Genomic DNA, 14,366 nt, shown 5'->3' with positions numbered 1-14,366 from the left:
GGCCATCTGGCAATAGCCGCCGTTTTTCAGCATTCAGGCAGGGACGGTGGAATTACCGGCTGTTCAAAGGTGCGCTGCAGCTGACCCCAGCCGGGACTGTGCATATGGGCCTCCAGTCCGGCTCTGGCTACCAATGCGCGCGCTTCGGTTTCGCCGAAAGCAAGCGCCTCGTGTATATCGGTGGTCAAAACCACGCCGTCCTGCATGATAATCTTGCCATCAACGATGACAGTATCCACATCGCTGCCAAGTACCTGATGAACCAGCCGATGGACGGGCATCCAATTGGGCGTCAGATGCGGCTTGCGCATGTCGATAATCGCGATATCGGCTTTCTTACCCGTTTCAAGCGAACCGATCTCGTGGTCCATACCGATGGCGCGAGCCGCATCGATGGTGATCATCTCGAAGACTTTGCCGGGTGGCAGAAGATACCGGTCATGGTTGTGCAATATATGCTGTGTCGATTGTGCTATACGGGCGACTTGCAGCATATCGAAATGGCGGCTCGGTGCAGCGCCATCCGATGTGATCGCAATGGATACGCCGCGTGCGAGCATTTGCATGATCGGGGTGGAGCGTCCGGGCGGTGCATGGGTGACGTGTGTACCAGTTTCGGCGAGGATCTCTATCTCCTCATGGGATATGCCCCAGCAGTGCTGTAGATGCACATCGGGACCGAGCAGTGCGTTTTCCTTATCCTGATACGCCATCCGAATTTGTCCGGCAAAGGCATCGGAATGGATGCGTACGCCCCATTTGCGTGCGGTTTCGCGAATGCGGCGTGCCTGCATCCGGTCGTTCTCGGTCAGGTTGACGGCAAAATCCGGCGTCGATGCGTTTGATGGCTCGACTGAAGGGACGATCGTGAAAGGCGTAAGAAAGACCTTGATCCGACCGTCAGCTGTTCCGTTGAGACTCTCAATAGTGGCTTCCGCGCCCTCAATCATTTCTTCAAATGAAACAGCGTGACGGACAGGCTTGCCGCTTTCCCATCGTGTCACTGACTGCGGCCATGGTAAGCCTGCGGGGCCGACGCAGATGATCTCGCGCAGTCCGAGTTCAGCATAGGCGCGGGCATGATTGGCTGCAAAGACCGGATCGTCACTACGCGGCATGGACGTGATGATGCTGGCAGAAGTTGTCACGCCTGCGCGCAGCCTTTCCAGGCCGGACACGAGACCGTCGGCATACCAGTAGTCCCGCGTCACATAATGATAATAGGTCGGCGTGACGATCCGCATCCAGAGCGAATTCGTGTCGGCGGCAATGCTGCGTATCAGCGCGTGACCAGCGTGACCGTGTGCATCGATGAGACCCGGGATCAGCATCTTGCCGCGACAGTCGATTGTCTTCTTGTCGATATGGCGAGGGGACAATTCCAGTGAGGCGCCAATATCGACAATTCTGTCATTCTCGATTGCCACAGCGCCATCTTCGATGATCCGCCGTGTTTTATCGACTGTCACGACAGTCCCGTGAAGTAGCAGCAATCCAGCCATGTCATCCCCTTTTTATATGAGCAACGACGTCTTTGAACGTCGGAAAGGCTCATCTTGTTGTGTCGATGTTTTTAAACATAATTGGCGACAATATCGTTGACAATAAAAGAATGGATTAAGATACTGCCGCGAAATTCAGACCAACAATCTTATCGTTATGGATGAGGGGAAAAGCATGTCGCGTTTAAATAGGTTTTTCATATCGGCCCTGACAGCAGCTGCCATTGCGGCGCCGGCGCTGGCCAGTTCTGCCGACGCGGCTACGCTGCGCTGGGGCAGTCGCGCGGATATCTACTCGCTCGATCCTGATTCTGTTCCATCCACATCCAATCTGGCTTTTCTGAACCACATTTACGAAGGTCTGATCCGTTACGGTCCTAATTTCGAGATCGAGCCCGCACTGGCTACCGAATGGAAGCTGGTCGATAACAAGTTCTGGCGCTTTACCCTTCGCAAGGGCGTGAAGTTCCACAATGGCGCAGATTTCACGGCTGACGATGTCGTGGCTTCCATGAACCGCGTTTCGGACCCAACGTCGCCCTTGCGCGGCAATATTCCTCTCTATGTCGGCGTCAAGAAGGTGGACGATTCCACGGTCGATATCGAGGTATCGGCCCCCTCGGCGCTGTTCCTCAATGACATGACCAATATTTTCATGTTCAACGCCAAGTGGCTGAAGGATAACAACGCTGAAAAGCCGACCGATATCGCGTCTAAGACCGAGAACTATGCGACGCATAACACCAATGGCACGGGCCCGTTCAAGCTCGACAGCCGTGTACCCGATTCAAAGACGGTTCTGATCGTCAATGATCAGTGGTGGGATCAGAAGAAACACAATCTGGATCGCATCGAATACATTCCGATTTCCTCGGCCGCGACACGCGTTGCGGCGCTTCTCTCCAATGAAATCGATCTGGTCGATTCAGCACCCATTCAGGATATTCCGCGTCTGGAATCCACACCGGGCATCAAGGTCGACAAGCGCACCGAGCTGCGTACGGTATTCATCGGCTTTAACGGCAAGGAGAAGCTTGAGGATGGGCGTCCGAACCCGTTCCTGGATGTCCGGGTGCGTCAGGCCGTTGAAGCAAGTATCGATCGTGATCTCATCAACAAGAAGATCATGCGTGGTTTGGCGCGACCTTCCGGTTCGCTGATTGCGCCGGAAATTGCAGGCTATTCGAAAGCACTCGACACTTATCAGCCAGCCGATCCCAAGCTCGCCCAGAAGCTGCTTGAAGAAGCTGGCCAGAAAGGCCTGACTTTCAACTATCTGTGCATGAATGATGAGAGCATCAACGAGGAAGATATCTGCTCGGGCATCGCCAATATGATGAAACGCGGCGGTTTCGAACCGTCCATCGATATGGGGCCGCGTGCCGTTCAGCAGCCTAAGCGCACAAATGGCAAGGCTGATATGTTCAATCTGAGCTGGGCTAATGAACCCACGCTCGATGCCTACTCGCTGCTTTCGCAGGTGCTTTCTACGCGCAGCGGTTCTACCGGCGTGTCGAATTATGGTGGCTGGTCTTATCCTGAACTCGATGAGTTGATGAAAAAGGCGGCACAGGAACCCGATACGGCGAAGCGTTTGGCGCTGGAAGAACAGGCGCTGAAAGTTGCCAAGGATAAGGCAATTCTGATCCCGCTTCACCAGCAGCCCATTGCGTGGGGTATGCTGGATAAGGTCAAAACCGTGGACTTCAGGGCTGATAACAAGCCGCGCCATTGGCATACACAAATGGCCGAGTAAGGCCAGCAACGCGAAAACCGAAAAGCGCTTCACCCTGGTGAGGCGTTTTTTTTATGTGGTGCGCAATCTGGAGATGCGACAACGCTCATTCAAAAAGCCGCACTTTGATTGTTGCTCAGAAATGGGGCAATGACTGATCAATTGTAGAGCATCGTTGTCGACAAATAGGTTATAGAAACTCAAAAAATTGTCTACAATTACGTTGACAACTTTATATCGACTGGCAATACTGCCCTTCGTGATCTGGGAGGCAGGTCACCTCAAAAGGGAGAAATCAGTATTATCCGCCTGAATGGCGTGAGCAGACACTGAAACGCAGCACCGAAACGGATGCGGCGATGCATGAAAACAGACCTCCAAAAAAGGAGGCGCAAATTTCCAGAAGCGGAGCAAAATCTATGTTAAGAAAACTTGGCCTCGCGGCCACAATGCTGGCTGGACTGACTTTGGCTGGCCACGCCGAAACGCTCAAATGGGGCGCTGCGCGCGATATCTATTCGCTTGATCCCTATTCTTATGGCGACAGCTATACACTGTCCTTCCTCAATCACATCTATGAAGGCCTCGTGCGCTACGACGCCGAGCTGAAGATCGAGCCTGCGCTTGCTGAATCCTGGGAAAATGTTTCCGAGACGGTTTGGCGTTTTCATCTGCGCAAGGGCGTGAAGTTTCATGATGGTGCGGATTTCAATGCAGATGATGTGCTCGCTTCGCTGAAGCGCGTCAGCGATCCGGTTTCACCACTGCGTGGTAATTTGCCTGCCTATAAGTCCTCCAAGAAAGTGGACGACTACACAATCGATATCGAGTTGAGCGGCCCTTATCCGCTGCTTCTCAACGACCTCACCAATATTCATATCTTCGATGCTGGCTGGCTGAAGACCAATAATTCAGAGAAGCCGACCGACGTTGGCGCCAAGATTGAAGGCTACGCCACCTACCACACCAATGGCACGGGTCCGTTCAAGCTGGAAAGCCGTGTACCGGATTCCAAAACCATTCTGGTCAAGAACCCGGATTGGTGGGACAAGACGTCGAAATCCAACATTGACCGCATTGAGTTCAATCCGATCACGTCATCGGCGACACGTGTGGCTGCGCTTCTCTCCGGTGAAGTCAATTTCACGGAAAGTGCGCCATCACAGGATTTGCCGCGCCTTCAGGCTCAGCCTGACTTGAAAGTCATGGAACGTACCGATCTGCGCACCGTTATGATGGGCTTCAATCGCAAGCCGAAACTCGAAAACGGATCGGAAAACAAATTCAACGACTTGCGCGTGCGTCAGGCTTTTGCACATTCGCTTGATCGCGACCTGATACAGAAACGTATCATGCGCGGCAAGTCGCGCACGGCAGGCGCGGTGGTTGCACCGGAAATTCCTGGCTACACACCGGAACTGGACACCACGCTTGCCTATGATCCGGCCTTGTCGAAGAAGCTTCTGGCCGAGGCTGGCGCTACGGATTTTCCGTTCACACTGGTCTGCACAACCGATGCCTATGTGAACGAGGAAGAACTGTGCCAGGGGCTTGTGAATATGTTGAGCCGAGGCGGTTTCAAACCGCAGCTTGATATTGCACCAACCGCTGCACAGGCACCCAAACGCACGGGTGGCAAGGCCGACGTTTATATCATTGGCTGGGCAACTGAGCCGATGCTCGACAGCTATTCCATCTTGTTGCAGATGATTGAAACTAAGACCGACAATGCCGGTGTCTTTAACTGGGGTGGCTGGAGCTATCCGGAAATCGACAAACTGGTTATTGAGGCCTCCACGGAGATGGATCGCAGCAAGCGGCTGGCGTTGCAGACAAAGGCTCTGCAAATGGTCAAGGACGAGATTGTCATGCTGCCGCTGCATCAACAGCCAATGGCGTGGGTCATGTCGAATAAGATTGATCATATCGTACAGTTGCCAGACAACAAGCCGCGTCACTGGCTGACCCATTTTGCCGAATAGTCTCATCATGATGCTCCGGGGCACGCCGTTCCGGAGCATCCTGTTCCCAAGGAATTCACATGCTGGTTTTTATCATCAAGCGTCTGGCCAATGCCATCATGGTCATGCTGGCAGTTGCCTTGCTGGCCTTTTTGATCTTTCGTCTGGCGGGCGACCCCGTCGAGATGATGGCCAACGAACAGATGACGCAGGCTGACCGCGATAATCTGCGTGAGCGTCTGGGGCTTAACGATGGCCTGATGACACAATATACCCGGTTCGTGGTGAACGCTGCTCAAGGCAATTTCGGCATCTCCTATCGCAATGGTCAGGATGTTCTGGGTCTTATCGCTGAGCGGTTTCCGGCAACACTGGAACTGGTTCTGGTCGCCACGTTGATCTCGTTGCTGCTCGGTCTTCCTCTTGGTGTACTGACGGCAATCAAGCGAGGCAAATGGTATACGGAGGGACTGCAATTTCTTTCCATTGTCGGTGTCTCTCTGCCAAGCTTTGTCGTCGGCATCCTGCTCATTCTGGTTTTTTCAGTCACGCTTGGCTGGTTCCCGGCGTTTGGCCGGGGTGATGTCGTACAGCTTGGCTGGTGGTCCACGGGATTGTTGACGCATTCCGGCCGTATAGCGATTTTGCTGCCGGCTATTGCACTCTCGCTTTACCAAGTTACGCTTGTCATGCGTCTGGTTCGCGCTGAAATGCTCGAAGTGCTACGTTCGGACTATGTGAAATTCGCCCGTGCCCGCGGTATTCCGCGCTGGCGCATCTATTTCCGTCATGCGCTTCGCAACTGCTTGATGCCAGTTGTGACCATGACAGCAATGAATGTCGGCTCGCTGATCGCCTTTGCGCTGATTACCGAAACCGTGTTTCAATGGCCGGGTATGGGCATGTTGTTCATTCAGGCCGTTACCTTCCTCGATATCCCGGTCATGGCAGCCTATCTCTGCATCATTTCCTTCATCTTCGTTGTGCTCAACACTTTCGTGGACATTGCCTATGCGGTGATCGATCCACGCCTGCGCACGGCGCGTTGAGTTGCCCATGGAACCGATTGTGGAGTCAAAGCCGATGAGCACCCCAACCACGCAAAGCACCACCATCTCGCGCCCGTCGCTTTTGCAGCGGCTCCGTAAAAGCGACTTGTGGTGGTCGTTCACACACAGCAAAACAGCGATGATCAGCGCAGCGCTGCTCGCAATCCTGATCCTGACGGCGTTGTTTGCACCCCTCATTGCACCGCAAAACCCCTATGATGGCGCTGCACTTGATATGTGGAAAGCAGAGCTGCCGCCTATCTGGGAAGAGGGCGGCGAATGGCCCTTCCTGCTGGGCACTGATACTCAGGGTCGCGATATGCTTTCAGCCATTCTTTACGGCACGCGTATTTCCATCGTCATTGGCATCGCTTCTGTTGTGCTTTCATTGGTCATCGGCATGAGTGCCGGTTTGGTCTCAGGCTATTTCGGTGGCTTCATCGACAATCTCCTGATGCGCATCGGCGATATCACACTGTCGATCCCAACCATTCTGGTCGCCATTCTGGTTTCAACCGTTGTGCGGCAGATGTTGCCGGTGAGCCTTCGTGAAGTAGGGGCATCCGCGGTTCTCATTCTGGCCATCGCTCTCTCTGCATGGGTGCAATATGCCCGAACCGTACGCGCTCAGGCCATCGTTGAAACTGGCAAGGATTATGTGTCCGCCGCCCGCCTGATCGGGGTGCCCGCGCGCCGCATCATGGCGAGACATATCCTGCCAAACACGCTGACTCCCATCATGGTGGCGGCAACGCTTAACTTCGGCATGGCCATCCTTACAGAAGCCACGCTCTCCTTCCTCGGCATCGGCATGCCGCCGAGCCAGCCTTCTCTCGGGACGCTGATCCGTATTGGTAACCAGTTCCTGTTCTCCGGTTCCTGGTGGATCGTGCTCTTTCCCGTCATTCAGCTCTGCTTGCTGGTCGTGGCCGTCAATATGCTTGGCGACTGGCTGCGCGATGCTCTCAATCCGAAACTGAGGTAATATCGATGGACAATCTTTTGCTCCGCAATGTGCGCCCTATGGCTGGCGATACGTGCGATGTTTTGATCAAGGATGGGAAGATTGCGGGTTTCGGACAGTTCGAGGCAGAGCCGGGCATGGCCATCGAAGATGGTGGCAATGCAATCATGGCGCCAGGCCTGATCGATGCGCATACGCATCTCGACAAGACGACCTGGGGCATGCCATGGCATGTCAATAATCGCGCCGCGGTCCTGCGCGAGCGTATCGACTATGAACGCGAGCACCGGCTGGGAATCGGCCTTGATCCACATCGCCAGTCGATGCGTCACGCCATCGGTCTAGCCGCTCACGGCGCAACGCATATCCGCAGCCATGTCGATATCGATCCTACCCATGGGTTGTCATTGGTCGAAGGCGTCTGGGAAACACGCGAGAAGCTTAAAGGCATCATCGATATCGAGATCGTCGCATTCCCCCAGTCAGGCCTGATGGTCATGCCGGGTACGGAAGAATTGCTAGATGAGGCCCTGCGTCAGGGTTGTGAAGTTCTGGGTGGCATTGATCCATGCGGTATCGATCGTGACCCGAAGGGGCAGCTCGACATTCTGTTCGCCCTTGCTCTCAAGCACGGCGTGCCGATTGATATTCATCTGCATGAGACGGGTGATCTCGGCGCATTCACGATGGAGCTTATCTTCGAGCGCATCCGTGCCAATGGTATGGAAGGGAAAGTGGCGATCAGCCATGCTTTCGCGCTCGGCATGAATGATTACTTGCGCGTTGGCCAGTTGATAGAACAGATCGCGGCACTGGATGTTGCAATTCTGACGACCGGCGCGCCATCGGCCACGGTGCCGTCAATCAAGCGCCTCAAGGAGGCAGGCGTTCGTATTGGTGGCGGTTGTGATGGCATTCGCGACACCTGGGGACCGTGGGGACAACCGGATATGCTGGATCGTGCCAAGATCATCGGCATGAAAAACGGCGTCCGCTCGGACCATGATCTGGAACATCTTCTGTATATCGTGTCGCAGGGCGGCGCAGACGTGATGCGTCTTGAAAACTATGGTCTGGATGTGGGCCGCAATGCCGACTTTACCCTTCTGACGGGTGAAACACTGGCCCATGCCGTGGTGGATATCGCGCCACGCCCTCTGGTGGTCAAGAACGGTCGCGTCACTGCACGTAACGGTGTTGCTGTGGTGGAGATGCCGTGATGAACAATGCTATCGATACACTAACACTTGGTCAGCGACCCGACGGACGGACTCTGATTACCGCCAGCTGGGTGGTTGGACACAAGGATGGCGGCCATACGCTTTTGCGCAATGGCGAAGTCGTTTTTGAAAACGGCGAGATTGTTTTTGTTGGACATGGTTTCACCGGTGAACTGGCGCGCCGCATCGATTTCGGCAATGCGCTGATCTCCCCGGGCCTTATCGACCTTGATGCCTTGTCGGACCTCGACACCACCATTCTTGGCATAGATAACCATCCCGGTTGGGCCAAGGGCCGCGTCTGGCCACGGTCTTATGTTGAGGCTGGTCCTTATGAGATGTACGGTCAGGACGAACTGGCTTTTCAAAAGCGCTTTGCGTTCGGTCAGCTTCTGTTAAACGGGATCACCACAGCTGCACCCATCGCTTCCCTGTTCTATCGCGAATGGGGCGAAACAGTTGCCGAGTTCGATGCTGCTGCCGAGGCGGCTGGTGAATTGGGGCTGCGCGTTTACCTGAGCCCAGCCTACCGATCCGGCGGCATGGTTCTGGAAGAACCGGGAAAGATTGTTCCTGTGTTCGACGAAGAACGTGGCTTTCAGGGGCTGAAAGACGCCATTGCCTATATCGAGCGTCAGAACGGCCGTCACGGCGATCTGGTGCGTGGTATGCTGGCCCCGGATCGGGTCGAGACCTCGACGCTTGGATTGTTGCAACGCACTGATGCGGCTGCGCGCGATCTTGGTTGCAAGTTTCGTCTTCATATGGCTCAAGGCACGATGGAAGTTGATACTGTGCGGATGCTGCACGGCTCGACGGCTCCGGTTTGGCTTGCGAAACATGGTCTGCTCAGCGACCGGATGATTGCGCCTCATGCGACGAATGCCACGGATGAAGATCTGGGCCTCTATGCGGCCAATGGCGTTTCCATTGTGCATTGTCCGCTCGTATCGGCACGCAGCGGCTCGATCCTTAAATCCTTCTCTGCTTGCCGCAAGCGAGGCATCAATATTGCCATGGGCACCGATACCACGCCGCCCGACATGCTGATGAATTTGCTGACGGGCCTTATTGCCGGTCGTATCGCCGATGGGGCGCCGGACCGTTTGCGGTCGGCTGATCTTTTTGATGCCGCGACGATTGGTGGCGCAAAGGCGCTTGGGCGTGCTGATATCGGTCATCTGTCGCCAGGCGCAAGGGCAGATATCGCGGTCTTCGATCTTGACGACACAATCATGGCCGCGACGGTTGACCCGATCACGACGATAGTCATCGGCGGTTCGGGCAAGATCACGCGTGCGGTCTTTGTCGATGGCCGAGCTTCCATGATCAATCGAAAGCTTGCAGGGCTCGACATGGAACAAGCCCGTCGTCAGGCGCAGGCCCAGTTCGATGGACTTATAGCGAAATATCCCGAGCGCAGCTGGAACCATCCTCCTGTCGCGGAAATCTTCCCTTCCAGCTATCCGATAGAAGGTGATTTCAATGCATGACATGCAAGAACCAGTCATTGAAGTGCGCAATCTGCGCGTGGATTTTCCGGGGCGTCATGGCACGGTTACGGCTTTGTCGGATGTGAGCCTGTCGATCCGCCCCGGTGAAATCCTTGGCGTTGTGGGTGAATCCGGTGCTGGCAAGTCCATGACGGGCTTAGCCATTCAGGGCTTGCTGGAAGCGCCTGGGCATATCGCCGACGGTGAAGTATGGCTTGGCAAGCGCCGGATAGACACACTGGACGACCGCGCTATGGAGAAAATTCGCGGGCGTGAAATCGGAGCGATTTTCCAGGATCCTCTCACCTCGCTCAACCCGCTGTTCACGGTGGGAGCGCAGCTTGTTGAAACGATCCGGCGGCATCTTGGTCTTGGTAAAGCTCAGGCGCGTGAACGAGCTATCCAGTTGTTGCGCGATGTCGGCATTCCTTCGCCGGAGGATCGCGTCAACCAGTATCCGCATCAGTTTTCGGGTGGTATGCGACAGCGCGTGGTGATTGCACTTGCGCTTGCTGCATCGCCAAAACTGGTGATCGCGGACGAACCGACGACCGCCTTGGACGTATCGATCCAAGCCCAGATCATTTCGCTCCTGCGCAAACTGTGCAAGGAAAAGCAGACGGCCGTTATGCTCGTTACGCACGATATGGGCGTGATTGCTGAAGCCGCTGATCGCATCGCCGTGATGTATGCAGGGCGACTGATCGAGATCGGGCCTGTCGAGCAAGTGCTGCATCAGCCGCGTCACCCCTATACACAGGGCTTGATGGCGTCGATTCCATCGCTTGGTGCACGCGTGGAAAAGCTGAACCAGATTGATGGCTCAATGCCGCGTCTTGACGCTATTCCCAAGGGTTGTGCTTTTAATCCGCGTTGCAAGGTGGCGGTGCCCCGCTGTCTTGAAGAGCGCCCTGAACTCAACCTTGTCAGTCAAAATCCCAATCTTGGCGCAAGCGCTTGCTGGCTGAATGCAGGAGGCCCTGTATGACAACCCCATCGAAAGAAACTGTGGCTTTGACCGTTGAGCATCTGGTCAAGACATTTGACGTCTCCGCTCCATGGCTCAACAGAGTGATTGAGCGCAAACCTCGCCAGTTCCTCCAGGCCGTAAACGACATCAGCTTTACGGTGCCAGCAGGTGGTTGCTTGAGTATCGTTGGCGAAAGCGGCTGCGGAAAGTCCACCGTGGCGCGATTGGTCACTGGATTGCACGGTGCAACGAGCGGCCAAATGCGGTTTGCGCCCGGCAAAAGTGGCGCGCCTTTGTCGGCACAGATGATATTTCAGGACCCTTATGCGTCGCTCAATCCGCGTTGGCGCGTCAAGAACATCATCGCTGAACCATTGCGGGAATTGAAACTGCGCAAAGCAGCGGCGGAAGTTACCGAGCGCGTGGAGGAACTCCTGCGCACTGTTGGACTTTCACCCTCCGATGGCGAAAAGTTTCCGCACGAATTTTCCGGCGGGCAACGCCAGCGCATTTCAATTGCGCGTGCCTTGGCGAGCGAGCCTGAATTTCTCGTTTGCGACGAGCCGACTTCGGCGCTGGATGTTTCGGTGCAGGCGCAGGTGCTCAATCTTATGCGCCGGTTGCAGGATGAACTGGGTCTGACCTACCTCTTCATCAGCCATGATATGAGCGTCGTTCGCCACATGTCTGATCGTATCGCGGTCATGTATCTGGGACGGATTGTTGAGGAGGGCGACACCGAGGAACTCTTCGCGCAGCCCCGGCATCCCTATACGCAGCTCTTGTTGCAGACGATCCCCAACATTGCTGCACCCAACCGCAACCGCACACCGGCAAGTGGTGAAGTTCCAAGTCCGCTCAAGCCGCCATCAGGCTGTACGTTCCATCCGCGTTGTCCGTTTGCGGTGGCGCGCTGTGCGCAAGAAGCGCCGAAGATGCAGACTTTGTCGAATGGCACACGCGTGGCCTGTCATCTCGTGGAAGAGGCAGCAGCTGCTGCCTGATGCCCGATCCGCTATCGCCGCTTTGGTCATCGGTTTGACGTTTGAAAAAGGCGACGAGATCTGCGGAAAAGTGCTTCGGGTCGGGTTAAAGCGGGTTGTTAAATTGTCAACAATATGAAATATTATTGTAGATAATAAATCAGGTTTCGGGGACGTGATGGAATTCGATTTTGAAGCGCTGGACCCTCAAAGCCGTTACAGGCTTCTGACGAATTTCATCGGCCCGCGACCGATAGCTCTTGTGACAACTCGTTCACCGGCAGGCCACAGCAATGCCGCGCCGATGAGTTTCTTCAACGTGTTTTCGCACGACCCGGCCATAGTTGTTCTTGGCATTCAACCGCGTCTTTCGGGTGAGGAAAAGGACACGCTGGCGAATATCCGTCGCACCGGCGAGTTCGCAATCAGCATGGTCGACATGGCATTGTCGGAACAGATGCTGATTTGCGGATTGGGCTTTGACAGTGAGGTCGATGAGCTTGAAATGGCCGGGCTGGCAGCGACACCCTGCCAAAAAATCGATGTCTCTTTCGCTGAACAGGCACCTTGCACCTTCGAGTGTCGTGTCGAACGTGTGATCGATTATCCGCGTCGCGCGCTTATCCTAGGCGAGGTCGTGCATATGCATGTCCGTCGAAATTGCCTGGATGCCGACGGCCACTACGTCGATCCGGAATTCTATCAACCGATTGCCCGGCTTCATGCCGACAATTACATCACTTCAGATCGCCAGTTCGTTTTGAAGGCACCGCCCATCGCCGATTTCGTGAAGCCAGAAAACTAGGCCAGAACGACGGTTCTTCGAGAATTTTTATCATGCACATTCATCTGATCAATCCGAACTCAACAGCGTCTATGACAGCGCAAGCTCTTGATAGTGCTCTGCTCGTCAAACACAGCAGCACCAAGGTCTCTGCCTCAAATCCTGCCGACACGCCTGTCAGCATTGAAGGCGGAGCCGACGAAGCACTGGCGGTGCCGGGCATGCTTACGGAAATCCGAAAGGGTGAAGCGCAAGGCGTGGACGCCTATGTGATTGCCTGCTTTGACGATCCTGGCCTTCACGCAGCACGCGAGATCGCAAAGGGTCCGGTGCTGGGTATTTGTCAGGCCGCAGTACAGGTGGCCATGACGATCAGCCGTCGCTTTTCAATCATCACGACCTTGCCGCGGTCGGTTCCGATCATCGAAGATCTGGTCAGTGACTACGGCGCGGATCGTCATTGCAGAAAAGTGCGTGCGATCAATTTGCCGGTGCTGGGTCTGGAGGAAGATCCTGCGGAAGCAGAACGGCTTTTGATCAACGAGATCGAACTCGCCAAGCGCGAAGATCGGGCAGAGGCGATTATTCTTGGTTGCGCGGGCATGACGTCCTTATGCGACAGGCTGCGCGATGCAACCGGCGTTCCGGTGATCGATGGCGTCGCGGCGGCGGTGAAGCTTGCCGAAGCTCTGGTCGGAGCAGGCTACGTTACTTCGAAGGTGAACACCTATGACTATCCGCGCGTGAAGACGGGCAATACGGACGCCATCTGCGGAATATGTGCCTGAAATAGAAGCATCACGATGTATTGTTGACAATTTTGTAGGCGCTTTGCGGTTGCAATAGTTGACTTTTTCGGTCGCATCACGCTTCCTGAATCGGAACGGGAGCAAGACCATGACTGATCAGACAGGTGTCTCGACGCAGCAGATTGTTGAGAAAGTATGGCTATCCATTGCCGAGCGCCGTCTGCGTCCGGGAGTGCAACTTAAAGAAGAGCAGATGGCGGCGATTTTTCACGTCAGCCGTGCGCGTATCCGTCAGGCGCTTGCCGCGCTTGAACGGGAAGGGCTTGTCACTATCATTCCCAATCGCGGCGCTTTTGTTTGCAAACCGACCGTGGAAGAAGCGCGGGACGTTTTCTTTGTGCGCCGTACTGTTGAGCGATGCGTGGTCGAGCGCCTCGGACGCTCGGCGTCAAAGGACAAGATCAAGATCCTGCGCGAACATGTTGCGAAAGAACGTGTCGCCAACAAAAACAATGTCACGACCGATATCATCAAACTGTCGGGTGGTTTTCATCTGCTGCTGGCGGAACTGACAGAGTCAGATTTTCTGTTTACGACGATGCGCGATCTCATTTCGCGCACGTCTCTCATTACGGCTGTCTATCGCAATACCAACCGCTTCAACTGCGGGCCTGATGAACACGCGGAGATTGTGGAAGCGATTCTGCATGGCGACGTCACAAAGGCCGCCGATCTGATGGCACACCACCTTGAACATGTGGAATCCGAGCTGGACCTGCGGGAAATCAATGATCTCTCTCATGATTTGAGTGCGGCGCTCGCCTGAACGGGTATGACCGGAAAAGGGCGATGGTTCTTTTCCGCCGATAGCCCTTCTGGTCGATCTTAGATGCGGTTTTATTAAATTATTTCAATGCATTTTTATCAGATCAAGCCGGCCGGTCATTGCCCGACCG

At 55.1% G+C, this 14,366-nt stretch carries 12 protein-coding genes; 11 read left to right on the top strand and 1 reads right to left on the bottom strand.

Annotation, left to right across the window (positions count from 1 at the left end):
• Positions 1 to 26 precede the first annotated feature (26 nt).
• The gene (locus FHW03_RS15850; RefSeq protein ID WP_182521507.1) at positions 27 to 1,502 is read right to left on the bottom strand and encodes an amidohydrolase family protein; all 1,476 of its coding nucleotides are present in this window, start codon (positions 1,500 to 1,502) and stop codon (positions 27 to 29) included.
• A 175-nt stretch (positions 1,503 to 1,677) separates the two neighbouring features.
• On the opposite strand from FHW03_RS15850, the gene FHW03_RS15845 reads away from it, so the two are divergent.
• The 11 genes from FHW03_RS15845 to FHW03_RS15795 all read left to right on the top strand — a co-directional run bounded on the left by FHW03_RS15845 (position 1,678) and on the right by FHW03_RS15795 (position 14,236).
• Entirely contained in the window at positions 1,678 to 3,258 is a 1,581-nt protein-coding gene (locus FHW03_RS15845; RefSeq protein ID WP_182521506.1) for an ABC transporter substrate-binding protein, read from the top strand.
• A 398-nt stretch (positions 3,259 to 3,656) separates the two neighbouring features.
• Entirely contained in the window at positions 3,657 to 5,219 is a 1,563-nt protein-coding gene (locus FHW03_RS15840) for an ABC transporter substrate-binding protein (protein WP_182521505.1), read from the top strand.
• Positions 5,220 to 5,278: 59 nt separating this feature from the next.
• The gene (locus tag FHW03_RS15835) at positions 5,279 to 6,247 is read left to right on the top strand and encodes an ABC transporter permease (protein WP_078337171.1); all 969 of its coding nucleotides are present in this window, start codon (positions 5,279 to 5,281) and stop codon (positions 6,245 to 6,247) included.
• A gap of 34 nt (positions 6,248 to 6,281) precedes the next feature.
• On the top strand, positions 6,282 to 7,232 hold the full coding sequence (locus tag FHW03_RS15830) for an ABC transporter permease (protein WP_182521504.1): 951 nt from the start codon (positions 6,282 to 6,284) through the stop codon (positions 7,230 to 7,232).
• Between the two features lie 5 nt (positions 7,233 to 7,237).
• Positions 7,238 to 8,431, top strand: a complete 1,194-nt coding sequence (locus FHW03_RS15825; RefSeq protein ID WP_182521503.1) for an amidohydrolase family protein — start codon at positions 7,238 to 7,240, stop codon at positions 8,429 to 8,431.
• On the top strand, positions 8,431 to 9,924 hold the full coding sequence (locus tag FHW03_RS15820) for an amidohydrolase family protein (RefSeq protein ID WP_182521502.1): 1,494 nt from the start codon (positions 8,431 to 8,433) through the stop codon (positions 9,922 to 9,924). The genes FHW03_RS15825 and FHW03_RS15820 overlap by 1 nt, the downstream gene beginning before the upstream one ends.
• Positions 9,917 to 10,912 carry an ABC transporter ATP-binding protein gene (locus FHW03_RS15815; RefSeq protein ID WP_182521501.1) on the top strand — a complete coding sequence of 332 codons (996 nt, stop codon included), beginning with the start codon at positions 9,917 to 9,919 and terminating at the stop codon, positions 10,910 to 10,912. Before FHW03_RS15820 ends, FHW03_RS15815 begins: the two co-directional genes overlap by 8 nt.
• Positions 10,909 to 11,898, top strand: a complete 990-nt coding sequence (locus tag FHW03_RS15810) for an oligopeptide/dipeptide ABC transporter ATP-binding protein (RefSeq protein WP_182521500.1) — start codon at positions 10,909 to 10,911, stop codon at positions 11,896 to 11,898. The genes FHW03_RS15815 and FHW03_RS15810 overlap by 4 nt, the downstream gene beginning before the upstream one ends.
• 157 nt (positions 11,899 to 12,055) lie before the next feature.
• Positions 12,056 to 12,682 (top strand): flavin reductase family protein, encoded by a 627-nt coding sequence (locus tag FHW03_RS15805; RefSeq protein WP_182521499.1) that lies wholly within the window; start codon positions 12,056 to 12,058, stop codon positions 12,680 to 12,682.
• Between the two features lie 32 nt (positions 12,683 to 12,714).
• Entirely contained in the window at positions 12,715 to 13,449 is a 735-nt protein-coding gene (locus FHW03_RS15800) for an aspartate/glutamate racemase family protein (protein ID WP_182521498.1), read from the top strand.
• Positions 13,450 to 13,558: 109 nt separating this feature from the next.
• Positions 13,559 to 14,236 carry a GntR family transcriptional regulator gene (locus FHW03_RS15795; RefSeq protein ID WP_182521497.1) on the top strand — a complete coding sequence of 226 codons (678 nt, stop codon included), beginning with the start codon at positions 13,559 to 13,561 and terminating at the stop codon, positions 14,234 to 14,236.
• The last annotated feature ends 130 nt before the right edge of the window (positions 14,237 to 14,366 follow it).

It is taken from the genome of Ochrobactrum sp. RH2CCR150 (assembly GCA_014138095.1).
Lineage (GTDB): Bacteria > Pseudomonadota > Alphaproteobacteria > Rhizobiales > Rhizobiaceae > Brucella > Brucella gambitense.
This window is presented reverse-complemented; position numbering and strand designations above follow the sequence as displayed.

Coding starts and splice junctions, on each gene's coding strand:
- FHW03_RS15850 (WP_182521507.1), bottom strand. CDS start 1,502: ATGGCTGGATTGCTGCTACTTCACGGGACTGTCGTGACAGTCGATAAA.
- FHW03_RS15845 (WP_182521506.1), top strand. CDS start 1,678: ATGTCGCGTTTAAATAGGTTTTTCATATCGGCCCTGACAGCAGCTGCC.
- FHW03_RS15840 (WP_182521505.1), top strand. CDS start 3,657: ATGTTAAGAAAACTTGGCCTCGCGGCCACAATGCTGGCTGGACTGACT.
- FHW03_RS15835 (WP_078337171.1), top strand. CDS start 5,279: ATGCTGGTTTTTATCATCAAGCGTCTGGCCAATGCCATCATGGTCATG.
- FHW03_RS15830 (WP_182521504.1), top strand. CDS start 6,282: ATGAGCACCCCAACCACGCAAAGCACCACCATCTCGCGCCCGTCGCTT.
- FHW03_RS15825 (WP_182521503.1), top strand. CDS start 7,238: ATGGACAATCTTTTGCTCCGCAATGTGCGCCCTATGGCTGGCGATACG.
- FHW03_RS15820 (WP_182521502.1), top strand. CDS start 8,431: ATGAACAATGCTATCGATACACTAACACTTGGTCAGCGACCCGACGGA.
- FHW03_RS15815 (WP_182521501.1), top strand. CDS start 9,917: ATGCATGACATGCAAGAACCAGTCATTGAAGTGCGCAATCTGCGCGTG.
- FHW03_RS15810 (WP_182521500.1), top strand. CDS start 10,909: ATGACAACCCCATCGAAAGAAACTGTGGCTTTGACCGTTGAGCATCTG.
- FHW03_RS15805 (WP_182521499.1), top strand. CDS start 12,056: ATGGAATTCGATTTTGAAGCGCTGGACCCTCAAAGCCGTTACAGGCTT.
- FHW03_RS15800 (WP_182521498.1), top strand. CDS start 12,715: ATGCACATTCATCTGATCAATCCGAACTCAACAGCGTCTATGACAGCG.
- FHW03_RS15795 (WP_182521497.1), top strand. CDS start 13,559: ATGACTGATCAGACAGGTGTCTCGACGCAGCAGATTGTTGAGAAAGTA.